Here is a 22,560-nt window from a genome sequence, read left to right on the forward strand (position 1 = left end):
GGACGACTGGGCTCCGTCACGACACAGCGCAGGCTGGCGTCGTCGCCGTCGCAGCAGGAGGCTTCCCGATCTGGGGGATGCCCAGGCTGACGGCCGGCCGGCCGGACCCGGGGGTGTCCTGCAGCGCCTCCCAGGCGTCGCCACCGCGGGTGCGGCGCACGGCATACTGCCCGCCGTTCACCCCGGAGTCGGCCACCAGGTGGTGCGGTGCGCCATAGGTGACCTCGACCGTGACCATATCGCCCGGCCGCGGGATCTCAGCCCCCTCGGGCACGGCGAAGTGCACCAGCCGGTTGTCTCGAGCGCGGCCGGACATCCGCTGGGTCTCCGCGTCCTTTCGGCCCTCGCCGGGAGCCACGAGAACCTCGACCTCGCGACCCTCCAGCGTGCGGTTCTCGGCCCAGGAGACCTCCTCCTGCACCGCGATGAGCCGCTCGAAGCGCTCCTGGACGACGGCCTTGGGCACCTGGTCGTCCATCTCGGCGGCGGGTGTGCCGGGACGGATGGAGTATTGGAAGGTGAACGCCGACGAGAAGCGTGAGGCACGCACGACGTCGAGGGTGCCCTGGAAGTCCTCCTCGGTCTCGCCGGGGAAGCCGACGATGATGTCGGTCGTGATCGCCGCGTCCGGGATCTGCTCACGCACCGCGTCGATGATCCGCAGGAACTTGCTGCTGCGATAGGAGCGGCGCATGTCCTTGAGCACCTTGTCCGACCCGGACTGCAGGGGCATGTGCAGGCTCGGCATGACGTTGGGTGTCTCGGCCATCGCGGTGATCACGTCGTCGGTGAACGCGGCGGGGTGCGGGCTGGTGAAGCGGACCCGCTCCAGGCCCTCGATCTCACCGCAGGCGCGCAGCAGCTTGCCGAACGCGAGCCGGTCACCGAACTCCACGCCATAGGTGTTGACGTTCTGCCCGAGCAGGGTGATCTCCACGACGCCCTGCGCCACGAGCGCCTTGACCTCGGCGAGGATCTCACCGGGTCGGCGGTCCTTCTCCTTGCCGCGCAGCGCCGGCACGATGCAGAAGGTGCAGGTGTTGTTGCAGCCCACCGAGATCGACACCCAGCCGGAGTATGCCGAGTCGCGCCGGGTCGGCAGGGTGGACGGGAAGGTCTCGAGGGACTCGAGGATCTCGACCTCGGCCTCCTTGTTGTGCCGGGCGCGGTCCAGCAGCGCCGGCAGCGAGCCGATGTTGTGGGTGCCGAAGACGACATCGACCCACGGCGCCTTCTCCACGATGGTGCTGCGGTCCTTCTGCGCGAGGCAGCCGCCGACCGCGATCTGCATGTCCGGGTTGGCCAGCTTGGCGGGGCGGAGCTGACCGAGGTTGCCATAGAGCTTGTTGGCAGCGTTCTCGCGCACCGCGCAGGTGTTGAAGACGACGACGTCGGCGGTGTCCGGGCGCCGGTCCTTCGGGACGCTGGCGAGCTCGACGTAGCCAGCCGTCTCCAGCAGGCCGGAGAGCCGCTCGGAGTCGTGCACGTTCATCTGGCACCCGTGGGTGCGCACGTCATAGGTCTTCATCGCAGTGTTCATCGCACCCACAAGGGTAACCGCGGACCGACGCAGGTGGTGCCGACCCCGTGCTGTGCCGTCAGCGAGCTCGGGCACGCCGCAGGCGCCGTGCGGTGCGCACGTCGTCGAAGACCGGCATGAGGCCGGTCGCCAGCAGCACCAGGGCGAACGGGATGACTGCCGGATAGCCGATCCAGCTGTAGCCGAGCGCCCCGGCCACCCCGCCCCCGGCAAAGAGCAGCACCATCGTGGAGAGCAGCACCAGCTTGGCGCCGTCGTGGTGGACCGGCGGGACGTTGGCCTTGCGGTTGCGATAGAGCGCCTTGCCGATCTCGATGCCGATGTCGGTGACCATGCCGGTGACGTGCGTGGTGCGGATGCGTGCGCCGGAGACCTTGGTGATCAGCGCGTTCTGCAGGCCCATGACATAGCCCAGGACCGCGATGATGAGCACCTCGGCCCCCACCCGGTCGAGGCTGTTGGCCAGCAGACCGAAGAGCAGGATCAGCAGCGCCTCGATGACCAGCACCAGAGCGAAACGGCCAGCGGCATCCCGGCGCCGCATCCAGTTGAACATGATCGCGGTGGAGGCGGCGCCTGCGATGAACGAGACGATCGCGGTGCCGGGCGGGATGATCAGGGCCCACTTGCCGGCCGCGACGTGATCGGACACCGAGGCGGTCATCCCCGTCATGTGCGAGGTGTAGATCGCCACCGCGACGAAGCCGACCGCGTTGATGGCACCCGCCACGAACGACATGACATAGGCCAGGTGACGGTTGCCCAGCTCGCTCCTGGTGACCCCTGTCAGCTCCCGGCCATAGGCACCGACCAGCGCCCTGTGACGCACGAAGTGCGAGGGCTCGTGAGGGCTGGGCTGACTCGTCATGACGCGGCCATCGTACGGATGACTCCTTCCAGCCGCGCCCCATCCGTCTCGTGCTGTCGACGGAACGCACCAGGTCTATGGTCTGGGGATACGACCTTCGGAAAGGAGTCCCGCGATGAGCGACCAGACGAGCAGGGAGAACCTGGACGGCGAGTACGGCACCTACAGCCTCGACGACGAGGACCAGCTGCAGCCCGAGGACACTCTTGACGGCACCGGGGACCCGCTGGACGCCGGCTATCAGACGGCCGACCGCCTGCAGGGAGTCACGGCCTGGGGCACGACCGCTGAGGAAGAGCGCACCGACGAGACGATCGAGCAGCGCATCGGTCAGGAGGTGCCGGACCCCGACTCTGCCTATGGCGCGCCCGACAACGAGAGCGGGCTCGACGAGGACCCGCGGGTCGGCGGCGACGACCAGGACTCCATCCCGGCCGACCGGGACTGGGTCGGTGAGTCCGCCGAGCACGTCGGCCGGCTGGTGGCGCCGGACGAGGGGATGGGGCCGGACACCGAGAAGGACATGGTCGCCCGGGGCACCGGCAACCCCGACCGCTCCCCCGAGGGGTCGGCCGTGCACTACGTGGACGACAACGAGGAGTCTGGCGACTGATCGGTCTCCCTCGGCCGGCCGGTCTCGCTCGTGGACCGTCAGTCGCGTTGGTGCTCGGGCAGGTCGTCGAGCGCCTCGCGGATGATCTGGAACGCCACGGCGCTGTCATAGCCCTTCCGGGCCAGGAAGCCCGCGAGCCGCCTGGTCTGGACCGTCTTGTCCAGGCCGCGCATCGTGCGCAGCCGTGTGTCGACCAGCTCGCGGGCGCGGTCTCGTTCGGAGTCTGGCTCGACGTCAGACAGCGCATCCTCGATGAGCTCGTCGGGCACGCCCTTGCGGCGCAGCTCGTGACCTAGCGCCCGTCTGGCCAGCCCCTTGGACTCCTGACGGCTGCGCACGAGCATCCGCGCATAGGCCGCGTCGTCAACCAGCCCGACCTCCACCATCCGGTCGAGCACCACCGTGGCGACCTCGTCGTCACAGCCCTTCTGCCGGAGCTTGTCGGCCAGCTGCTGGCGTGTGCGCGGAGCTAAGGTCAGCTGCCGCAGGACGATCTGCCGAGCCACGTCGTGCGGGTCCGGCTCAGCGTCGGCTCGGGCTGGCTCGGGGATGTCAGCGTCGCGGGCGACGACCTGTGCCGTCGCCTCGGCCGCCTCCGCGTCCGCCAGCGCCTCCCGCGCCCGGGCCAGCCGCTCGGCGGCTGACCCGGCCGGGGACTCGTCAGTGACCTGCCTGCCGCCCTGCTCTGCGTTGTGGTGAGTCATCCGACTCAGAAGTTGACCGAGACCTCACCAGTCTTGGGGTCGACGCCGTCGGGGACAGCCTCCAGCCCACCGTCGGCCACACCCTCCGGGCGGGGCCCGATGCCGAGCTTGGTCTTGACCTTGCGCTCGATCTCGTCAGACAGGTCCGGGTTGTCCTTCAGGAACTGGCGGGCGTTCTCCTTGCCCTGTCCGAGCTGGTCACCCTCGTAGGTGTACCAGGCACCGGCCTTGCGGACGAACCCGTGCTCGACGCCCATGTCGATCAGGCCACCCTCGCGGGAAATGCCCTGGCCATAGAGGATGTCGAACTCGGCCTGCTTGAACGGCGGGCTGACCTTGTTCTTGACGACCTTGACACGGGTGCGGTTGCCGACCGCGTCGGTGCCGTCCTTCAGCGTCTCGATGCGACGCACGTCGAGACGGACCGAGGCATAGAACTTCAGCGCCTTGCCACCGGTGGTCGTCTCGGGGCTGTTGTGCACCATGACACCGTCGACGAAGTAGTTGTGCGTGCCGTCCACCTCGATGTCGAAACGGTTCATCGATCGGGTCTGCGGCTTGACCTTGGCCTCGAGCACCCGGTTGGGCACCAGTACCTCGCGCGGCTCGACGAACTCCGGCTCGACGGCAAACTGCCCACGCTGGTGCGGCAGCAACTTGTAGTCCATCGAGGGGTGCACGTAGGGGGCCACGATCTCCTGGAACCGCGCCGACCCGGCGGTGGTCATCTGGAGCACCGCCTTCTGCGCCGTGCCGCGCGCCTTCCACCCGCAGTCGACCCCGTGCTCGTCGCGCAGATAGTCCACCAGACGGTCCCGTGAGCCGGGACTCATTGACTCCACCCCGAACTCGACTCGCCCGCTGCCACCTGCGGTGCGCTCCTGCAACCCCTGGCTGCGCGCGGCGAACGAGCCATCGTCCATGAACCACACCGCGAGCGCGAGGGGGGTGAGCGCCTTGAGGTATTCGGTGGTGATGTGCTTCTTGCCGTCACCGAAGTAGACGACATCGCGCAGTTCACCCAACTCAGCCAGCGGCTGGAAGTCCACGTGCACAGCACCGGTCGGTCGAACTGTCCGTGAGTGCCCGATGTTGCCGAGCATCGAGACCTTCCAGTCCAGGTAGTCCACCTGACGAGCGCCGTGGCCGAGCCGGTAACGCACCCCGGACCGGTCGCGAGCGTTGGGAGCAAGGTGCCCGTCACCCATCAACCCGCCGAGAATGGTCTGCCACTGGGTGTCGCTCAGGCGCGCGGTCTCGGCCGTCAGCACGCGGTCGCCAGCGATGAGTTCGCCGGCCTCGCGCCAGCCCCCCGGAGTCCTGATGAGGTGGTTCTCCGTTGCCGCGAACTGTGACCGTCCGTTGCCGCCGGACTTGGCGACGGTGAACTGCAGGAATCGCTCGGTCGGCCCGTTGTTGAACCAGTTGGTGACGGGGCGGTTGACGATGCTGTCCGTGACGGGGTCGTAGGTGCGCACCTCGACCGGCAACTTCTGGTTGACGATCTTGCCGATCTTCTCGGTCGAGCCGTCCGCGAGGGTGACGCGGGTGCTGTAGGAGAAGCACCCGAACATCACGCCGATCTTTTCGCGGAGCTGGTTGATGAAGATCGCCGTGGTGCCGGTGTTGCTCAGCGCACCGGTGATCTTGCGCAGCGCCTGCGACATCAGCCGGGCCTGCAGACCCACGTGGCTGTCGCCCATCTCGCCCTCGATCTCGGCACGGGGAACCAGCGCTGCCACCGAGTCGATGACGATGATGTCCAGCGCGCCGGAGCGGATCAGCATGTCCGCGATCTCGAGCGCCTGCTCACCGGTGTCCGGCTGGCTGACCAGCAGCGCGTCGGTGTCGACGCCGAGGTTCTTCGCATACTCCGGGTCGAGCGCGTGCTCGGCGTCGATGAACGCCGCGATGCCGCCGGCCTTCTGTGCGCTGGCCACAGCATGCAGGGCCACGGTCGTCTTTCCCGAGCTCTCCGGGCCATAGATCTCCACCACGCGACCCCGCGGGAGTCCACCGATCCCGAGCGCGACATCCAGCGCGATGGCCCCAGTGGGGATGACCGCGATCGGCGGGCGGACATCGTCGCCCAGACGCATGACCGCGCCCTTGCCGTGAGACTTCTCGATCTGCGCCATGACGGTCTCAAGGGCCTTGGTCTTGTCCCCGTTGATCTGCATGGTCCTGCTCGGCTGTGCTGCCATGTCCTGCTCCTTCGCACTCGTGGATGGGCGCGCCTACCGGCGACCGACTGCGGCGTGCCCCGACCCGTGGGTCGCGTGCTCATCCGTGTCCTGTCAGACGCTAGATGCCTCCACCGACACTCCTCCGGGACAGGCGCAAGCCTGTGCACAGACGAGGTGACGCGATGGCACCTGTGGACCACGTTAGTCGAATGTGTGTACGAGAGTGCGCGACACGCCCGTCGGTCCTCCACGCGGGCTGTCTCGCGGAGAGCGCCGCCTCGCCCACGGCTCAGCTGCCCGCAGTCTCCAGCAGGTAGTCCTTGTCGACATCGCTCCAGTCGAGGGCGATGACGCCCTCGGTGGCGGCGGCCCGACTGAACTGCAGGAAGGAGCGGTAGCCCAGCTTCTTCTCCGAGAAGCCCGGCTCCTTGCGGCGCAACTGGTCCTTCAGCCCGGACAGGGGCACGCTCTCCTGGCCCTTGGACAGCTCGTCCACCACCGAACGAAGCAGCGCGAAGGCCTCCTCCTTGTTCCCGGTCTCGGGGAGCAGGATCTCCGGGTCACCCTTCGCGGGACCCTCGGACAGCTCGATCACGTTGCGGTCGGCCAGGTGACGCAGCAGCTCCCCGAACGCGCGGAAGCCATAGTCAGCCTCGCTGAAGGTCGGGTCCTTGCGCACCAGGGTCCGTTTGAGCACCGAGGCGGTCACCTCGCCCCCCTGACTGCTCTGCAGGCCGCTGACGGTCTGGGCCACCAGCACCGCCAGGTCAGGCTGCTTGGTGTCCTCTCTGGTGGCATCCTCGGACTCCTCCTCGTCCGCGACCGCAGCCGCGGACTCCGGTGCCGGGGTCTGCGCCGGGTCCTTCACGGAGGTCTTGCCAGGCTTCTTGCCCCGTCCAGACTTCTTGTCTCCGGACGCCCCTGACCCGGAACCGGACGACGTGTCCCTGGACGGCAGCGGCTCCACACCCTCGAGGTTGTCGTAGTAGAGGAACTCGTCGCAGGCCGGCGGCAGCATCTTGGAGGTTGAGTCACGCACGCCGAAGCCGATGACCCGCTTGTCCAGCTCGCGCAGCTTCAGCACCAGCGGCGTGAAGTCACTGTCACCGGTGCAGATGACGAAGGTGGAGATGTAGTCCTTGGAGAACGCCATCTCGATCGCGTCGACGGCCATCTTGATGTCGGCCGCGTTCTTGCGCGAGGCCCCCATCCGCTGGGTCATCTCGATCAGCTCGACCTGGGCCCGCGTCAGCATCCGACGGTCCTCGTCAAAATAGGACCAGTCGGCATACGCACGCCGCACCACCACGCGCCCGCGCTCGGCCAGGGCATCCGTGATGGGCTTCAGCTCAAACTCCCCACCAAGGTGGTCGCGCGCACCGAGCGCGAGGTTCTCGTAGTCAAGAAACAGGGCGATCCGCTCTTCGTTAGGCACGCCCCCAACCTACGTGGTCATAGACTGGCCTGCACTGACGCCGGTGTCAGACCCCTCGTCACCCCAAGCCCACGGATGTCCCATGACCCTGCTCGTCCAGAAGTTCGGCGGCTCCTCAGTCTCCGACGTCGATGCGATCCGGCGCGTCGCCCAGAGAGTCGTCGCCACGCGCGAGAGCGGCGCCAGCGTCGCCGTCGTCGTCTCCGCAATGGGTGACACCACCGACGACCTGCTCGACCTCGCCAGTCAGGTCAGCCCGAACGGTCCTGCAGAGCGCGAGCTCGACATGCTGCTCACGGCCGGCGAACGCATCTCGATGGCACTGCTCGCCATGGCGATCTCCGACCTCGGCACACCTGCACGATCGTTCACCGGACAGCAGGCCGGCATGCGCACCGACTCCTCCCACGGACGTGCCCGGCTGCTCGATGTCACGCCGGCGCGGGTGGCCAAGGCCCTCCAGCGCGGGGAGGTGGCCATCGTCGCCGGCTTCCAGGGCGTCTCCGACGAGGAGGACATCACGACCCTGGGCCGCGGTGGCTCCGACACCACCGCCGTCGCCCTGGCCGCCGCGCTCAACGCCGACGTGTGCGAGATCTACACCGACGTCGACGGCCTCTACACCGCCGACCCGCGGATCGTGCCCAGCGCCAGCCGCGTCACCCGGATCACCATCGAGGAGACCCTCGAGATGGCAGCCCACGGAGCCAAGATCCTGCACCTGCGCGCGGTGGAGTATGCCCGCCGCTTCGGCGTCCCCCTCCACGTCCGGTCGAGCTTCTCCGACCAGGAGGGGACCTGGATCCTGGTCGACCGTCCGCTGACCGGCGCCCAGACCCCAGGCCCGACCACGCGGCATACGCCACACTCAGCCACTGACCCACGCCCGAGCGAGGACCCCATGGAAGACCCCATCATCTCCGGCATTGCCCACGACCGTTCACTGGCCAAGGTCACCGTCGTCGGCATCCCGGACCGACCGGGCGGCGCCTCCCAGGTGATCGGCGCGGTCGCCACGGCTGGGGTCAACATCGACATGATCGTGCAGAACGTCTCCACCTCTCCGGACGGGCTGTCGGACATCTCCTTCACCCTGCCCGAGGTGGACGGCGCCGCCGCCGTCGCCGCGTTGCGCGAGCTCCAGCACGACCTGGGGATGGCGGACGTGCTCTACACCAGCCACGTCGGCAAGCTGTCCCTCATCGGCGCCGGCCTGCGATCGAACCCTGCTGTGGCACAACGGATGTTTACGGCGCTGGCCGAGGCTGGCATCAACATCGAGATGATCTCCACCTCGGAGATCCGGATCTCGGTCATCACGGATCAGGACGTGCTCGAGGACGCGGTGCGCGCGGTGCACAGCGCCTTCCGGCTCGACGCGGAAGCAGAGGCCGTGATCTACGGCGGGACAGGACGGTGAGCAGTATGTCGGAAGCCCAGTCCGGAGTGCACCTGGCACTGGTCGGTGCGACGGGTCAGGTCGGGGCGGTGCTGCGGCGACTGTTCGCCGAGCGCGACTTCCCCGTGGCCTCGATCCGCTATCTGGCCTCGGCCCGGTCCGCCGGCTCCGAGCTGTCCTGGGAGGGCCGCTGGGACGGCGTGACTGCGCAGCCACGCCAGATCACCGTCGAGGACGTGGCCACCGCTGACCTGTCTGGGATCGACATCGCCATGTTCTCTGCCGGCGGGGCGGCCTCCCGGGAGCACGCCGCCCGGTTCGCCGAGGCCGGCGCCATCGTGATCGACAACTCCTCTGCCTGGCGCATGGACGACGCTGTGCCGCTCGTGGTCAGCGAGGTCAACCCCGAGGCGCTGGACTCCGCAGTGGCACAGGGTGGCCGGCGGATCGTGGCCAACCCCAACTGCACGACGATGGCCGCCATGCCGGTCCTGAAGGCGCTGCACGACGTGGCACGGCTGGAGCGCCTGGTGGCCACGACCTATCAGGCCGTGTCCGGCAGTGGTGTGGCCGGCGTGGCCGAGCTCGCCGGTCAGGTGCGCGCGGGCGCCGAGCAGCAGCTGGAGGACCTGGCCCATGACGGCACCGCCGTCGAGCTGCCCGCCCCGGCCACGTATGTCGCGCCCATCGCGTTCAACGTGGTGCCGCTCGCGGGTGACCTGGTGGACGACGGCTCGGGTGAGACCAACGAGGAGCAGAAGCTGCGTGACGAGTCGCGCAAGATCCTCGGCCTGCCCGAGCTGCGCGTGGCCGGGACCTGCGTGCGGGTGCCGGTCTTTACGGGTCACTCCCTGTCGTTGCACGCCGAGTTCGCCGAGCCGCTCAGCCCCGAGCAGGCTCGCAAGGCACTTGAGGGCGCCCCGGGTGTCGCGCTGGCCGACGTCCCGACCCCGCTAGCAGCGGCTGGCCAGGACCCGTCCTTCGTCGGACGGATCCGTGCCGACCAGTCGGCACCGGAGGGTCACGGCCTCGTGCTGTTCGTGAGCAACGACAACCTGCGCAAGGGCGCGGCGCTCAACGCCGTGCAGCTCGCGGAGGCCGTCGTCGCCCGCGGACTCGTGGGTCGCTGACCACCAACAGGCCGTCCACGCACAGCCTGGGCATCACGTCGTCGTCTGTGCACAGGCGGCGATTCGAGCCTCGGCGTGTCGGCGCTCGGGCGCCTATCGTGAGGACATGACAGCCACGGATCTCGAGCGCAAGGTGCGCCAGCACGACAACGACATCTCCGCGGTTTACACGATGATCGCGGACATCCAGAACACTCAGCGTCGACACACCAACCGCTTCAACGAGTTGACCGAGGATGTCGCGGGCCTGAGCGAGCAGATGACCTCGCTCGACACGCGGATGACCTCCCTGGAGGGCAAGGTCGACCAGGTTCTGGACCTGCTTCAACGCTGACGACGGACGAGGCGGCAGGTCTGCTCAGTTCCTGCCTCGGGGTTCGACCTCCCGCGGCAGCCAACGCTCCGGCGGCACGTCCATCTGCCGGCAGAACTCGACCCACACAAACTTGATCGCCAGCCCGGCCTCGATCGCCTCGGCCGGGGTGCGCTCACCCAGCGAGCTGAGCACTTGGCTCTGTGCCAGGTGGCGCCCGTAGGCACCGCCGAACTCGTCGTCCACCGCACGCCAGAACTCACTCACCCGCATGTGTGGGCCTCCTTCCCTTGTGGGCAGAGGGTATGCGTTGTCGCTGACAACGCCCCCGGCCGGGGCGTCGAACCCACCGCGGACGCGTGGCCTGGTCGATGTTGCACCAGCAAGGTGAGAGGATCGGGTGCGATGATGTCGTTCCACACGTGAGACGGAGGCAGCAGGTGGTTACACGACCCGAGCAGGAGTACGCCTGGTGGCAGAAGGCGCTGATCAAGGCCAAGATCTGGCAGCCGCCGCACCGCACGCTGCACCACGTCGTGCGCGACATGGAGCGCCCCGTCCCGCCGCCCGTGACGGGCGCCTACGGCAACAGGATCGTCACGGCCACCCGCCGCCGTCTGGTGCCCCAGCACGGCGACGACCAGCGCTGACGCGCCGCCTCCCCGCTCTCACTCACTGGGCTGATCGCCCCGGGCCTGCCGGGGCGCAGGTCCTGTCGTGCCTGGTCGTGCCGGACTGTCACACTGCCGTGGCAGGCTGCACGTCATGAGCAAGTCGCGGCCCGCCGGTGACGTGCTGGACCAGTTCTCACCCGCGACGCGGGCCTGGTTCCAGTCGTCCTTCGCCGCGCCCACCGAGGCGCAACGCGGCGCGTGGGGCGCAATCAGTCAGGGCCAGCACACCCTAGTCGTGGCTCCGACCGGGTCGGGCAAGACCCTTTCGGCGTTCCTGTGGGCCCTGGACCGCATCGCAGCCCACCCGCGACCCGGCGACGTCCCACGCTGTCGCGTCCTCTATGTCTCGCCGCTCAAGGCACTTGCCGTCGATGTCGAGCGCAACCTCCAGTCACCGCTGGTCGGCATCGGCCACGCCGCCACCCGCCTGGGTTTGAGCACGCCGCAGGTCAGCGTCGCGGTGCGCTCCGGGGACACCCCGGCGGCGGAGCGACGCAGGTTTGCCCGCTCAGGCGCGGACGTGCTGATCACGACGCCGGAGTCGCTCTTCCTGCTGCTCACCTCCGCTGCCCGCGAGGCCCTTGCCGGTGTCGAGACCGTGATCATCGACGAGATCCACGCGGTGTTCGGCACCAAGCGCGGGGCGCACCTGGCCGTCAGCCTGGACCGCCTCGACGCCATCCTCCCCGAACCGGCACAGCGGATCGGACTGTCTGCCACCGTGCGACCCGTCGAGGAGGTCGCCCGGTTCCTGGCCGGCGGGCGTCCGGTGACCACCGTGCAGCCCCCGTCGACCAAGCAGTGGGATTTGCAGGTCGTGGTGCCCGTGCCGGACATGACGGACCCTGCGGCGGGCGAGGCGACCACGACGCCGCCACCTCTCGAGGAGACAGAACAACTCCGGGTCGACGAGGCTCCCCCTGATGAGGAGCTCCCGGACGATGGTCCTGGTGCAGACGAACCCATCGGCGACGACCTGCCTGACCTTGAGGATCTTGACTGGGACCTGCCCTCGACGGATCCGACCGAGCGAGCCTCGGTCTGGCCACACATCGAGCGGCGCATCGCCGAGCTCGTGGCGGCCCAGACGTCCACCCTGGTCTTCGCCAACTCCCGCCGTCTGGCCGAGCGACTGACCAGCCGACTCAACGAGATCTGGGACGAGACCCGACCACAGCACGCCATCCCGGACGGATCTCCGAGCCTCCTCGGTGACGCGGAAGGTGAGGACAACAACGCGACTGGCATACCCGCCACGGTCGGCGGCGCTCCCCGGCGTCCGCCGGCCCAGGTGATGGCCCAGTCCGGCAGCTCCTCCGGGGCCCCGCCGATCCTCGCCCGCGCGCACCACGGCTCGGTCAGCCGCGAGCAGCGGGCCGACATCGAGGACTCCCTCAAGACCGGACGGCTGCCGGCGGTCGTGGCCACCAGCTCGCTAGAACTCGGCATCGACATGGGAGCGGTCGACCTGGTCGTTCAGGTCGAGTCCCCACCGAGCGTGGCCAGCGGTCTGCAGCGGGTCGGGCGGGCCGGCCACCAGGTCGGGGCGGTCTCGCACGGCGTCCTGTTCCCCAAGCACCGCGGGGACCTCCTGCAGACCACGGTGGTCGTCGACCGGATGCGGCAGGGACTGATCGAGGCCCAGAAGGTCCCCGCCAACCCCCTTGACGTGCTCGCCCAGCAGGTCGTGGCCATGGTCGCAATGGACGAGTGGGCCGTGAGCGACCTGTTCGACCTGGTCCGGCGCAGCGCCCCGTTCGCGGCCCTTCCCCGCAGCCTGTTCGAGGCGACGTTGGACATGCTGGCCGGCCGCTATCCCAGCGAGGACTTCGCGGACCTGCGCCCCCGCGTCGTGTGGGACCGGATCCAGGACCGGCTCACCCCGCGTCGGGGCGCCCAGCACCTGGCGGTGATGAGTGGCGGCACGATCCCCGACCGCGGGCTGTATGCCGTGATGCTCGCCACCGGCGACGGTCCGGGTCGCCGGGTGGGCGAGCTGGATGAGGAGATGGTCTATGAGTCGCGGGTCGGCGACGTCTTCACCCTGGGCACCACCTCGTGGCGCATCGAGGACATCACCCACGACCGCGTCCTGGTCACCCCGGCGCCGGGCCAGCTCGGTCGCCTGCCCTTCTGGAAGGGCGACTCGCTCGGGCGGCCGGCCGAGCTCGGTGCCGCTGTCGGCTCGTTCCTGCGTGAGGTGGCCGCCTCGCCCGACGCGTCCCGCGAGCGGCTGCGTGGGCTGGGCCTGGATGCGTATGCCGCCACGAACCTCATCGACTATGTCACCGGACAGGTCGAGGCCACCGGGCAGGTGCCCGACGACCGCACCATCGTCGTGGAGCGCTTCCGTGACGAGATCGGTGACTGGCGGGTGGTCATCCACAGCCCCTACGGCACCCCGCTGCACGCTCCGTGGGCGCTGTGCATCGGGGCACGGATGCGCGAGCGCTATGGCGCGGACGTGCAGGCGATGGCAGCCGACGACGGGATCGTGCTGCGTCTGCCGGAGCTGGCCGACGTCGAGCAGCTCGACCGCGACCTGGCCGAGCTGCTGGTCCTGGACCCCGACGAGGTGCACGACCTGGTCACCACAGAGATCGGTGGCTCAGCGCTGTTCGCGGCCCGGTTCCGCGAGTGCGCCGCCCGGGCCCTGCTGCTGCCCCGCCGCCGCCCGGACCGTCGCCAGCCGTTGTGGCAGCAGCGTCAGCGCTCGGCCCAGCTGCTCGAGGTAGCGGCACAGTTCCCGTCCTTCCCGATCGTGCTCGAGGCTGTGCGTGAGTGTGTCCAGGACGTCTATGACGTGCAGGCCCTCGTCCGGCTGATGCGGGACGTGGCCGCACGCCGGGTCCGGCTCGTCACCGTGGAGACGGCCACCGCCTCGCCGTTCGCCCGGTCTCTGCTGATGGGCTACCTCGCGCAGTTCCTCTATGAGGGCGACTCTCCCCTGGCCGAGCGACGGGCCGCTGCCCTGGCGCTGGACCCGACGCTGCTCTCCGAGCTGCTCGGGCGGGGAGAGGGCGCCGCCCTGCGGGACCTGCTCGACCCCGCCGTAGTCGCCCGCACCGAGGCGGAGCTGCAGCGGCTGGTCCCGGAGCGTGCTGCGCGCGACGGGGATGACGTGCTGGACCTGTTGCGCACCCTGGGCCCGCAGTCCCTCGAGGAGATCCAGGAGCGCACGAGCGAGGAGGCCCGCGAGGACGTGGCCACCTGGCTGGCGGCCCTGGCCGCTCAGCGACAGGTGATCGAGGTCCGCATCGCCGGGCAGAGCAGATGGGCCGATGCCCAGGACGCGGCACGGTTGCGTGACGCCCTCGGGGTGGCCGTGCCCCCCGGCCTGCCGGCCACCTTCCTGGAACCAGTCGCGGACCCCCTCGCCGACCTGGTGGTGCGCTGGTCACGCACGCACACGCCATACCGCGCGGAAGAGCTCGCCCAACGGCTCGGGGTCGGGCGTGCCGTGCTGGGTGACGTCGTGCGCCGACTGGTGGCCGGTGGCCGGCTGGTCCAGGGGGCCCTGCGCCCCCTGACGACCGGCTCCGACGCCCAGGACGGCGAGCAGGACCTGTGCGACGCGGACGTGCTGCGGATGCTGCGTCGGCGGTCGCTGGCCGCCCTGCGGCAGGAGGTCGAGCCGGTCACCCAGCAGGCCTATGCCCGCTTCCTGCCCACCTGGCAGTCGGTGGGTCAGCTGCGTGGCGTGGACGGGGTGCACCGCGTCGCAGAACAGCTCGCCGGAGCCCGCCTGCCCGCGAGTGCCCTCGAGTCGCTGGTCCTGCCCGCGCGGGTGCGCGACTACGTCCCGGCGATGCTCGACGAGCTGATGACGGCCGGTGAGGTGCTGTGGCAGGGGCACGGCCCGCTGCCCGGTGACGACGGGTGGGTCTCGCTGCACCTGGCGGACACGGCGCACCTGACGATGGCACCCGCGGAGGAGGCGTCCGTCGAGGACGGGTCTGGAACCGCCCCCGTCCGCGAGCTGCTGGAGCGCGGGGGTGCCTTCTTCTTCCGCGCCCTTGCCGACAGTCTGGGCCGCACTGACGATGCGGTGCTGCTCGATGAGCTGTGGTCCCTCGTCTGGTCCGGCCACGTCACTGGCGACACCCTGGCCCCGGTGCGCGCCCTGCTGTCAGGAGGTCGCGGAGCCCACCGCAGCCGCCCGTCCGGCGCGCGGTCCACGCGGTGGTCGCGCGGCACCTCGCTGACGTCGCGGCCGGCCCGCCCTTCGCTGCCCACCCGCGCCGGACCGACGACCGCAGTCGGGCGCTGGTCGGCACTGCCCCCGGTCGAGGCCGACCCCACGGCTCGGGCAGTCGCCACCGTCGAGCAGCTCATGGACCGTTATGGCGTGCTCACCCGCGGCAGCGTCGTCGCCGAACAGGTCCCGGGAGGCTTCGCCGGGGTCTACCGCGTCCTGTCCACGGCGGAGGAGGCTGGCCGGGTGCGCCGGGGCTACTTCGTCGAGCACCTCGGGGCCTCCCAGTTCGGCTCCACGGGGGCGGTTGACCGCCTGCGGGCCCTCGGGGCCGACGACTCTGTGCTGGTCCTGGCAGCGACCGACCCCGCCAGTCCGTTCGGTGCGTCCGTGCCCTGGCCGGATCGGCCCGGACGGGATCAGTCGGGACGTGGCGACTACCGATCGGAGCAGACCGGACCTGAAGCGACCGGACCTGAAGCGACCGGGCACGGAGCGGCCGGGCACGGAGCGGCCGGGAAGACTCCTGGCACCACGACCACGGGGTCTGCGCACCGCCCGGGGCGCAAAGCGGGGTCGATCGTGATCACCGTCAGCGGTGAGCTAGTGCTCTACCTCGAGCGCGGAGGACGCACCGCTTTGACCTACACCGACGACGAAGATGCTGCTGCCGCGGCGGCCGGCGCACTCGCGGGACAGGTGCGCGCAGGGCGCCTGGCCTCGCTGACGGTCGCCAGGATCAACGGAGGTCCTGCCCTCGGCTCGACCCATCCCCTCGCCAGAGCCCTTGAGGAGGCCGGCTTCCACACCGCGCCCCAGGGCCTGCGACTGAGGCGTTAGGCCGGTCGGTGCCTGAGGGAGATGCCGTCTGGCGGACCGCTCGCCGGTTGCATCGTGCCCTGGCGGGCGAGGTGCTGCTCGGCTCGGACCTGCGAGTGCCCGCACTGGCCCTGACGGACCTCGCGGGGCGCACCACGCTGGAGGTGGTGCCGCGAGGCAAGCACCTGCTGCACCGGTTGGAGGGCGGGTTGACCCTGCACAGCCACCTGCGCATGGACGGGAGCTGGCGAGTGCTCCGGGCCGAGGGGTCGCCACCACGTGGGCCGGGGACCCGACGTCATACGGTGCGCGCGTTGCTCTGGACGGGCGGTCAGCTCGCCGTCGGCGACCAGCTCGGCATGCTCGATCTCGTCGAGACCGTCCACGAGGACCGTCTCGTCGGACACCTCGGACCGGACCTGCTGGACCGGGCGTTCAACCGGGAGCTCGCCCTGGCCAACCTGGTCCGCGACCCACACATCCCGATTGCTGAGGCCCTGCTCGACCAGAGGAACCTGGCCGGCATCGGCACCATCTATGCCAGCGAGCCGCTCTTTGAGCACGGCGTCGATCCGTGGACGCCGGTCGGGCAACTCGACCACGACGTGCTAGGCGCCGTCGTCGACACAGCCCGGCTGTGGATGGTGCGATCGTGCAGGGTCGGCCTGACCGCGGGCCGAGCCAGCGGCACGCCCATGCCTGCTGACGGCTGGTTGCCGCGGCGCTACCGGGTCTTCGGGCGCGATGGCCGTCCCTGCCGGCGCTGCGGGACCCCCATCCAGCAGGGCACGGTTGGCGCCGCGCCACGCGCCCGCGAGCTGCGCTACTGCCCTGTCTGCCAGAAGTCCTGACGTCCATCTGCGGGGACTGGGCGGATCGCTCCCTGTGCCGCAGCGGGCCCCGACTGCCTGTTATCTTGGCGTCAAGATAACAGGAGGTCTCGATGCAACTGCATCACGTCCAGGTGTCCATGCCGCGGGACCAGGAAGAGAGTGCGCGAGCGTTCTACGGTGCAGCTCTGGGCCTGACCGAGGTCCTCAAGCCAGCTGCGCTGGCAGGTCGCGGAGGTGCCTGGTTCCGGGCCGTCTCGGGCGGGACCGCCCTCGCAGAGATCCACCTCGGCGTCGAGGAGCCGTTCGTGCCGGCAAGCAAGGCCCACCCGGCCCTCCTGCTCGAGGATGTCGACGCGCTCGAGACACTTGCTGAGCGCATCGAGGGCGCCGGGTTCGAGGTGTCCTGGGCAGAGCGAGACACCTTCTCCGGCTTCGTCCGGTTCCACTCTCGGGACGGTTTCGGCAACCGCGTCGAGCTGCTCGCGCCCGTCCCGACGCAGTCAGCGACCGAACAGTCGGGAGAAGAATGACCCACCGCTGAGCGCGCTCGCTGCGGCCTTATCCTCATCGGTGTGGCTGCCGGGGCACCGCTCTGCGCGCGGGACGCCGGCCATGACCTGGTCGACGTGCTGGCCGCAGCCGGCCCAGGTGGTCTTGCCGCAGGTCTTGCAGCGGACGGCACTGCACATGCAGGACTCCTCGTGGGATGGATGGTGCCCGGTGGGATGGATGGCGATGGTGCTCGGCGGGGTGGGTGATGCTCGGCGGGACCTCAGGCGGCCTTGACGATCGGGAGACCGGCTGCCGCGGCACTCTCGTCGAAGCTGTCATCGATCGCGACGACCGGGACTCCGCGTGCGGCCATGACCGAGGCTGCGATCGAGGCTCGATAGCCAGCGGCGCAGTGCACCCACACCTCGCCCGCTGGAAGGTCGTCGAGGCGGTCGAGGATCTCGTGCAGCGGGATGTTGACGGCGCCCTCGACGTGCGACTCGGCATACTCCTGCCGCCGTCGCACGTCGAGCACGGTGACCGGACGGTGGTGCAGGACCTGCGCGAGGTCCGCGAAGACCGCGCGCTCGAAGGAGCCCAGGGGCTTGTCGGTCCACTCGTTCGGCGTGCCGGCGGCAGCACCCTCGAGATCGTCGATGCCGATGCGGACCAGTTCTCGCTGCGCGTCGGCCACCTGCTCAGCAGAGTCCCCGAGCAGGGTCAACGGGGTGCCCCAGGGGATGAGCCACCCGAGATAGGTGGCGAACTGGCCGTCGAGCCCAAAGTTCAGGGTGCCGGTCACGTGCCCAGCGGCAAAGGCCGTGCGGGTCCGCAGGTCCACAACCCAGTCTCCGGCGTCGATGCGTGCGGCCACCGTGGCTTTGTCCGCGACCTCGGGAGTGGTCAGGTCCGGCGCTCCGCGGCCCTGCGTGTTGGCGGCATTCATGTGCGCGTAGTAGGCGGGATAGACGTCGAGCCCGGCCAGGGTCTCAGCCACCCAGCGTTCTTCCTCCTCGGTGAGCGCGGGGTTGTGTCGCTTCTCCTGGCCGATCGTCGAGGCCGTGGTCCCCCCGGTCGAACCAGCGGAGCAGAAGGAACCGAATCCGTGGGTGGGCATGACGTGGGTGTGGTCGGGCAGCTCCTGCGCCAGCCGCTGGGCCGAGGCGAACTGGTGGTGGACCAGGTCATGCGTGTGATCCTCCCCGAGCAGGTCGGGTCGTCCGGTGGCGCCGAAAAGCAGCGAGCCACCGGTGAAGACCGCGACGGACTCGAACTCACCGTCGGGCGCGGGTGCAGACTCCAGCGCATAGGAGAGGTGGGTGTAGGTGTGTCCAGGGGTGGCGATGGCCCTGATCCGGACCGTCGGCGAGATCTCGACGACGTCGTCGTCGCTGATCGCAGCACGCGCGAAGGACACTTCGTCGGCGCCGTTCACGTGATATGTCGCCCCGGTCGCCTCCGCCAGGGCGACGCCACCGGTCACGTAGTCGTTGTGGATGTGGGTCTCGAAGACATGGGTGATCTGCACACCGGCCTGGACCGCGACGGCCAGCACCCGATCGATGTCACGCTGCGGGTCGATGACCGCAGCTGTCTGGCCGTTATGGACCAGGTAGGAGCGATCACCCAGCGAGGGGGTCTCGATGGTGAGAATGGCAGGCCCGGACTCGGACTGGTCCTGCGACGTGTCGGTGCCCATGAGAACTCCTCGAGTGCGACGTGACTGCGTGACCTCGACAGCCTCTGACAAGATGTCAGAATAGTACCCCTGGGGGTATATTCGTCAAGTAGTCACAGGAGCAACTGTCCGGTGAGACCACCGAGGCGGCGGCGAAGTCGCAGGCGAAGCCCGAGGACAGGGACGAGGAGAGTCCCTGCCTCACGAACTAAAGGGACGACATCATGGTCATGCTCAACGATGACGACATGCGGCCGGTGATCAACCGGCTGCGCCGGGCTCAGGGCCAACTGGGCGGGGTGATCCGCCTGATCGAGGAGGGCCGCGACTGCAAGGACGTGGTCACCCAGCTCGCGGCGGTCAACCGGGCCCTGGACCGGGCCGGCTTTGCCATCGTCTCGTCCGGGATGCGCGAGTGCCTCAGCAGCCCCGACGGGGGCAGCGCGGAGGACCGAGCCACGATGGAGAAGTTGTTCCTCACGCTCGCGTAGGAGATGGGCGGTCTCCGATGGAGGACCTCAGCCAGCAGGGCTGGCCGACCTCAGGCAGCAGAGCTGATGAGCCGGCGCTTGGCCGACACGACCGCGTCGTGCCTGATCGGCTTGGCCAGGCCATCGGCCAGCACCGAAGTCAGCTGCTGCTCGGCGGCCTCCGCCAGACTCACCCGGCCGGCAACGTCGGTCAGCATCCGGGACATCGGGATGTCCAGGGCCCGGCAGATAGAGGAGAGGAGCTCGCTGGAGGCTTCCTTCTCGCCGCGCTCGACCTCGCTCAGATAGCCCAGAGAACACGCGGCCTCAGCCGACACCTCACGAAGAGTCCGGCCCTGGTGCTGTCGCTCCTCCCGGAGCACGTCGCCCAACTCACGCCTGAGAAGAACCATTGCCAAACCTCCCTCGTCTTGTCTGCCGATGCCTCAACCGTACAACGCCGGGGTGACAGGCGTCGCCCCCAGTTGTGAACTCACGCCACACCGTCTGTTCCTGAGACCAGCTCGAGCACCAGCTCCAGCGCGTTCTCGACGGTCCGGGTCCGGATCTGGTCACGAGAGCCACGCAGGTTTAACGCCCGGACCCGCTCCCGAGATTCCCGGCCGCCCGAAGCCACCGTGCCGGCGTCTCCTGAAGCTGGCAGCGCCACGCTGACCGCCACAAACACGGTGCCGACCGGTTTGCCCTCGCTCGGCTCCGGTCCTGCGACGCCGGTGGTCGCCACGCCCACAGCGGCACCGGTCGCCCGGCGGACCCCGTCAGCCATCGCCGCGGCGCTGTCGGCCGCCACCGCGCCCTGCTCCTCCAACAGCTCCTTCGGCACACCGAGCAGACCCTCCTTGACCGAGAGCGCATAGGAGACCACACCGCCGAGGACCACAGCGCTGGCGCCTGGCACGGAGGTCAGCGCTGCAGCAACCAGTCCTCCGGTCAGCGACTCTGCTGTCGCGACAGTCAGCTCCGCCTCCCGGAGAAGCGCCACGACCCGGTCGGCCAGGTCCTCGGCCTCCGAGCGCTCCGGCACGTCAGCGACCCCGGTCAGGCGCCGGGTCCTGCCGCAGGCGCAGCGCCGTCAGGACGTAGTCAACACCGGTCACCACGGTGACCACGACCGCGGCATACATGATCCACAGTCCAGCGGTGTGCAGGAAGCCGGTCAGCGGAGGGATCAGCAGCAGCAGACCGATCGCCTGCAGCGTCGTCTTGAGCTTGCCGCCCTTGCTGGCCGGGATGATGCCGCGTCGGATCACCCAGAACCGCAGGGCCGTGATCCCCAGCTCGCGGACCAGGATCACGACGGTGATCCACCAGGGCAGCACGTCCAGGATCGACAGTCCGATCAGCGCGGACCCCATCAGTGCCTTGTCGGCGATCGGATCGGCCACCTTGCCGAAGTTGGTCACCAGGCTACGCCGGCGAGCGAGTTCCCCGTCCAGCCAGTCGGTGAGACTGGCCAGGGCAAAGACCACCGCCGCCCACCACCGGTGCGGGTCCGACTCACCGGACCGGGTCAGCAACAGCCACAGGAATACGGGGACCAGCAGAATCCGCAATATGGTCAGCGCGTTGGGCAGGTTCCACGAACCAGCCCGGGGGCTCGACGGCGTCGTTGCCGGATCGGGCGCGGTGCTCACGGCGCCGGAGCCTCCTCGGGCAGGACCCGGGCGATCAGGTCGACGCCCTCGGTGTCGACCACCTCGGCCAGCACGACGTCACCCACCCTCGGCGCGCGACCGCCGGTCCAGCCCACCAGGATGGTCGACCCGTCGACGTCCGGCCCCTGCTGCTCGGCACGTCCCGTCACGACCTGCTCACCCGCGCCCCACCCAGCGTGGTCCCCATCAGCGACGTCGATCTCCTCGACCAGCACGCTGACCTGCTCGCCCACGCGGTCAGCCGCACGCTGGGCGGTCAGCTGCTCCACGAGCTCACAGACCAGAGCCACCCGCTCGGCGATGACCTCGGGAGCGAGCTTGTCGGCATACGACTCGGCCTCGGTGCCGTCCTCGTCGGAGTAGCCGAAGACCCCGACCACATCGAGCTCGGCCTCCTGCAGGAAGGCGGTCAGCTCGGCCAGGTCCTCCTCGGTCTCGCCGGGGAAGCCGACGATGACGTTGGACCGGATGCCGGCGTGCGGGACCCGCTCGCGCACCATCCGCAGCAGGGCCAGGAACGACTCGCGGTCACCGAAGCGGCGCATCGTCCTCAGCAGGCGGCCGGAGGCGTGCTGGAAGGAGATGTCGAAGTATGGCGTCACGCCAGGGGTCTGTGCCATCACGTCGAGCAGCTCAGGTTGGATCTCGGCAGGCTGCAGATAGGAGACGCGGACCCGGTCGATGCCCTCGATCGCGGCCAGTTCGGGCAGCATCTGCTCCAGCAGCCGCAGGTCACCCAGGTCCTTGCCGTAGGACGTGGTGTTCTCGCTGACCAGGAAGACCTCGCGCACGCCGCGCTGGGCCAGCCAGCGCGCCTCGTCGAGGATCTCGTGCGGGCGGCGGGAGACGAACGAGCCACGGAACATCGGGATCGCGCAGAACGCGCAGCGCCGGTCACAGCCGGACGCGATCTTCAGCGGTGCCCAGGGGCGCCCGTCCAGACGGGCCCGGATCACCGGCGGGCCGGAAGCCGACGCCACCTCGTCGGTCCCCTGGCTGTTGGTGGCCACGAAGTCCGCGGGCTGGATCTGCTGGTGCCCCGGCAGGGCCACCGCGTCCGCACCCTCCTGCCGGGCCGCCGGGGCGATCGGCAGCAGCTGGCGACGGTCACGCGGAGTGTGCGAGGCGGGACGGTCACCGTCCAGGATCGCCTGGAGCTGGCCCGACATGTCCTGGTAGGAGTCGAAACCGAGAACGGCGTCCGCCTCGGGCAGCTGGTCGGCCAGCTGCTGGCCGTAGCGCTCGGCCAGGCACCCCACGGCGACCACGGCCTGCGTGCGGCCGGTCTCCTTGAGGTCACCGGCCTCCAGCAAGGCGTCGATGGAGTCCTTCTTGGCCTGCTCGACGAAGCCGCAGGTGTTGACGACGGCTACGTCCGCCTCAGCGGCGTCGTCCACCAGGGTCCACCCGCCGGCCGTCAGCCGACCGGCCAGCTCCTCGGAGTCAACCTCGTTGCGCGAGCAGCCGAGCGTCACCAGAGCCACCGTGCGTCCCTGGGCAGGGGCAGCGGGCTCGGTGAGGCGTGGACTCATGGG

General features: G+C 69.6%; 20 protein-coding genes and 3 pseudogenes. 9 read left to right on the forward strand and 14 right to left on the reverse strand.

Annotated features, from left to right (window positions below):
- Nucleotides 1-16 precede the first annotated feature (16 nt).
- Together miaB and NF557_RS12165 are read right to left on the reverse strand one after the other, a co-directional pair.
- The gene (gene miaB, locus NF557_RS12160) at nucleotides 17-1,540 is read right to left on the reverse strand and encodes a tRNA (N6-isopentenyl adenosine(37)-C2)-methylthiotransferase MiaB (RefSeq protein WP_252619715.1); all 1,524 of its coding nucleotides are present in this window, start codon (nucleotides 1,538-1,540) and stop codon (nucleotides 17-19) included.
- A gap of 58 nt (nucleotides 1,541-1,598) precedes the next feature.
- Entirely contained in the window at nucleotides 1,599-2,408 is an 810-nt protein-coding gene (locus tag NF557_RS12165) for a YoaK family protein (protein WP_252619717.1), read from the reverse strand.
- Nucleotides 2,409-2,523: 115 nt separating this feature from the next.
- On the opposite strand from NF557_RS12165, the gene NF557_RS12170 reads away from it, so the two are divergent.
- Entirely contained in the window at nucleotides 2,524-3,021 is a 498-nt protein-coding gene (locus NF557_RS12170) for a DUF5709 domain-containing protein (protein WP_252619719.1), read from the forward strand.
- 38 nt (nucleotides 3,022-3,059) lie between these two features.
- On the opposite strand, the gene NF557_RS12175 is transcribed toward NF557_RS12170, so the two are convergent.
- The 5 genes and pseudogenes from NF557_RS12175 to NF557_RS12185 all read right to left on the reverse strand — a co-directional run bounded on the left by NF557_RS12175 (nucleotide 3,060) and on the right by NF557_RS12185 (nucleotide 7,346).
- Complete coding sequence (locus tag NF557_RS12175; RefSeq protein WP_252619721.1) at nucleotides 3,060-3,725, reverse strand: regulatory protein RecX; 666 nt, start codon at nucleotides 3,723-3,725, stop codon at nucleotides 3,060-3,062.
- 5 nt (nucleotides 3,726-3,730) lie between these two features.
- Nucleotides 3,731-4,300 (reverse strand): annotated as a pseudogene (locus NF557_RS17600) (intein-containing recombinase RecA); the annotation flags it as partial.
- 138 nt (nucleotides 4,301-4,438) lie between these two features.
- Nucleotides 4,439-4,996, reverse strand: a pseudogene (locus tag NF557_RS17875) (LAGLIDADG endonuclease); the annotation flags it as partial.
- Between the two features lie 57 nt (nucleotides 4,997-5,053).
- Nucleotides 5,054-5,905, reverse strand: a pseudogene (gene recA, locus NF557_RS17880) (recombinase RecA); the annotation flags it as partial.
- A 295-nt stretch (nucleotides 5,906-6,200) separates the two neighbouring features.
- Complete coding sequence (locus tag NF557_RS12185) at nucleotides 6,201-7,346, reverse strand: PIN domain-containing protein (protein WP_252619723.1); 1,146 nt, start codon at nucleotides 7,344-7,346, stop codon at nucleotides 6,201-6,203.
- A gap of 82 nt (nucleotides 7,347-7,428) precedes the next feature.
- On the opposite strand from NF557_RS12185, the gene NF557_RS12190 reads away from it, so the two are divergent.
- The 3 genes from NF557_RS12190 (at nucleotide 7,429) to NF557_RS12200 (ending at nucleotide 10,209) form a co-directional block, all read left to right on the forward strand.
- Nucleotides 7,429-8,766, forward strand: coding sequence for an aspartate kinase (locus tag NF557_RS12190; RefSeq protein ID WP_252619725.1), 1,338 nt, complete (start codon nucleotides 7,429-7,431; stop codon nucleotides 8,764-8,766).
- 5 nt (nucleotides 8,767-8,771) lie between these two features.
- Nucleotides 8,772-9,875 carry an aspartate-semialdehyde dehydrogenase gene (locus NF557_RS12195; RefSeq protein WP_252619727.1) on the forward strand — a complete coding sequence of 368 codons (1,104 nt, stop codon included), beginning with the start codon at nucleotides 8,772-8,774 and terminating at the stop codon, nucleotides 9,873-9,875.
- Nucleotides 9,876-9,981: 106 nt separating this feature from the next.
- The gene (locus NF557_RS12200; RefSeq protein WP_252619729.1) at nucleotides 9,982-10,209 is read left to right on the forward strand and encodes a hypothetical protein; all 228 of its coding nucleotides are present in this window, start codon (nucleotides 9,982-9,984) and stop codon (nucleotides 10,207-10,209) included.
- Between the two features lie 24 nt (nucleotides 10,210-10,233).
- Here the strand turns inward: NF557_RS12200 and NF557_RS12205 are convergent, their stop codons facing one another.
- Entirely contained in the window at nucleotides 10,234-10,461 is a 228-nt protein-coding gene (locus tag NF557_RS12205; RefSeq protein ID WP_252619731.1) for a DUF3046 domain-containing protein, read from the reverse strand.
- 167 nt (nucleotides 10,462-10,628) lie between these two features.
- Between NF557_RS12205 and NF557_RS12210 the strand changes: the two genes are divergently transcribed.
- The 4 genes from NF557_RS12210 to NF557_RS12225 all read left to right on the forward strand — a co-directional run bounded on the left by NF557_RS12210 (nucleotide 10,629) and on the right by NF557_RS12225 (nucleotide 17,239).
- Complete coding sequence (locus NF557_RS12210) at nucleotides 10,629-10,838, forward strand: hypothetical protein (RefSeq protein WP_252619733.1); 210 nt, start codon at nucleotides 10,629-10,631, stop codon at nucleotides 10,836-10,838.
- A gap of 115 nt (nucleotides 10,839-10,953) precedes the next feature.
- Nucleotides 10,954-15,897 (forward strand): Lhr family ATP-dependent helicase, encoded by a 4,944-nt coding sequence (locus NF557_RS12215; protein WP_252619736.1) that lies wholly within the window; start codon nucleotides 10,954-10,956, stop codon nucleotides 15,895-15,897.
- 8 nt (nucleotides 15,898-15,905) lie between these two features.
- Nucleotides 15,906-16,727 (forward strand): Fpg/Nei family DNA glycosylase, encoded by an 822-nt coding sequence (locus tag NF557_RS12220; RefSeq protein WP_252619739.1) that lies wholly within the window; start codon nucleotides 15,906-15,908, stop codon nucleotides 16,725-16,727.
- 92 nt (nucleotides 16,728-16,819) lie between these two features.
- On the forward strand, nucleotides 16,820-17,239 hold the full coding sequence (locus NF557_RS12225; protein ID WP_252619741.1) for a VOC family protein: 420 nt from the start codon (nucleotides 16,820-16,822) through the stop codon (nucleotides 17,237-17,239).
- Here NF557_RS12225 and NF557_RS12230 read toward each other — a convergent pair.
- Together NF557_RS12230 and NF557_RS12235 are read right to left on the reverse strand one after the other, a co-directional pair.
- Nucleotides 17,210-17,398 (reverse strand): hypothetical protein, encoded by a 189-nt coding sequence (locus tag NF557_RS12230; protein WP_252619743.1) that lies wholly within the window; start codon nucleotides 17,396-17,398, stop codon nucleotides 17,210-17,212. The genes NF557_RS12225 and NF557_RS12230 overlap by 30 nt on opposite strands.
- Before the next feature lie 83 nt (nucleotides 17,399-17,481).
- On the reverse strand, nucleotides 17,482-18,900 hold the full coding sequence (locus tag NF557_RS12235) for an MBL fold metallo-hydrolase (RefSeq protein ID WP_252619745.1): 1,419 nt from the start codon (nucleotides 18,898-18,900) through the stop codon (nucleotides 17,482-17,484).
- A 203-nt stretch (nucleotides 18,901-19,103) separates the two neighbouring features.
- Here NF557_RS12235 and NF557_RS12240 point away from each other — a divergent pair, with 203 nt between their 5' ends.
- Nucleotides 19,104-19,370 carry a metal-sensitive transcriptional regulator gene (locus NF557_RS12240; RefSeq protein WP_252619747.1) on the forward strand — a complete coding sequence of 89 codons (267 nt, stop codon included), beginning with the start codon at nucleotides 19,104-19,106 and terminating at the stop codon, nucleotides 19,368-19,370.
- Between the two features lie 50 nt (nucleotides 19,371-19,420).
- Here the strand turns inward: NF557_RS12240 and NF557_RS12245 are convergent, their stop codons facing one another.
- The 4 genes from NF557_RS12245 to rimO form a co-directional block, all read right to left on the reverse strand.
- The gene (locus NF557_RS12245) at nucleotides 19,421-19,762 is read right to left on the reverse strand and encodes a helix-turn-helix domain-containing protein (protein ID WP_252619749.1); all 342 of its coding nucleotides are present in this window, start codon (nucleotides 19,760-19,762) and stop codon (nucleotides 19,421-19,423) included.
- An 80-nt stretch (nucleotides 19,763-19,842) separates the two neighbouring features.
- Nucleotides 19,843-20,394, reverse strand: coding sequence for a CinA family protein (locus NF557_RS12250; protein WP_252619751.1), 552 nt, complete (start codon nucleotides 20,392-20,394; stop codon nucleotides 19,843-19,845).
- A gap of 1 nt (nucleotide 20,395) precedes the next feature.
- The gene (pgsA, locus tag NF557_RS12255; protein ID WP_252619752.1) at nucleotides 20,396-21,004 is read right to left on the reverse strand and encodes a CDP-diacylglycerol--glycerol-3-phosphate 3-phosphatidyltransferase; all 609 of its coding nucleotides are present in this window, start codon (nucleotides 21,002-21,004) and stop codon (nucleotides 20,396-20,398) included.
- Entirely contained in the window at nucleotides 21,001-22,557 is a 1,557-nt protein-coding gene (gene rimO, locus NF557_RS12260) for a 30S ribosomal protein S12 methylthiotransferase RimO (RefSeq protein WP_252619754.1), read from the reverse strand. Before rimO ends, pgsA begins: the two co-directional genes overlap by 4 nt.
- Nucleotides 22,558-22,560 lie beyond the last annotated feature (3 nt).

Origin of the sequence: Ornithinimicrobium cryptoxanthini (assembly GCF_023923205.1) — a bacterium.
GTDB classification, from domain to species: Bacteria; Actinomycetota; Actinomycetes; order Actinomycetales; family Dermatophilaceae; genus Ornithinicoccus; species Ornithinicoccus cryptoxanthini.

Coding starts and splice junctions, on each gene's coding strand:
- miaB (WP_252619715.1), bottom strand. CDS start 1,540: ATGAACACTGCGATGAAGACCTATGACGTGCGCACCCACGGGTGCCAG.
- NF557_RS12165 (WP_252619717.1), bottom strand. CDS start 2,408: ATGACGAGTCAGCCCAGCCCTCACGAGCCCTCGCACTTCGTGCGTCAC.
- NF557_RS12170 (WP_252619719.1), top strand. CDS start 2,524: ATGAGCGACCAGACGAGCAGGGAGAACCTGGACGGCGAGTACGGCACC.
- NF557_RS12175 (WP_252619721.1), bottom strand. CDS start 3,725: ATGACTCACCACAACGCAGAGCAGGGCGGCAGGCAGGTCACTGACGAG.
- NF557_RS12190 (WP_252619725.1), top strand. CDS start 7,429: ATGACCCTGCTCGTCCAGAAGTTCGGCGGCTCCTCAGTCTCCGACGTC.
- NF557_RS12195 (WP_252619727.1), top strand. CDS start 8,772: ATGTCGGAAGCCCAGTCCGGAGTGCACCTGGCACTGGTCGGTGCGACG.
- NF557_RS12200 (WP_252619729.1), top strand. CDS start 9,982: ATGACAGCCACGGATCTCGAGCGCAAGGTGCGCCAGCACGACAACGAC.
- NF557_RS12205 (WP_252619731.1), bottom strand. CDS start 10,461: ATGCGGGTGAGTGAGTTCTGGCGTGCGGTGGACGACGAGTTCGGCGGT.
- NF557_RS12215 (WP_252619736.1), top strand. CDS start 10,954: ATGAGCAAGTCGCGGCCCGCCGGTGACGTGCTGGACCAGTTCTCACCC.
- NF557_RS12225 (WP_252619741.1), top strand. CDS start 16,820: ATGCAACTGCATCACGTCCAGGTGTCCATGCCGCGGGACCAGGAAGAG.
- NF557_RS12230 (WP_252619743.1), bottom strand. CDS start 17,398: ATGTGCAGTGCCGTCCGCTGCAAGACCTGCGGCAAGACCACCTGGGCC.
- NF557_RS12235 (WP_252619745.1), bottom strand. CDS start 18,900: ATGGGCACCGACACGTCGCAGGACCAGTCCGAGTCCGGGCCTGCCATT.
- NF557_RS12240 (WP_252619747.1), top strand. CDS start 19,104: ATGGTCATGCTCAACGATGACGACATGCGGCCGGTGATCAACCGGCTG.
- NF557_RS12245 (WP_252619749.1), bottom strand. CDS start 19,762: ATGGTTCTTCTCAGGCGTGAGTTGGGCGACGTGCTCCGGGAGGAGCGA.
- rimO (WP_252619754.1), bottom strand. CDS start 22,557: ATGAGTCCACGCCTCACCGAGCCCGCTGCCCCTGCCCAGGGACGCACG.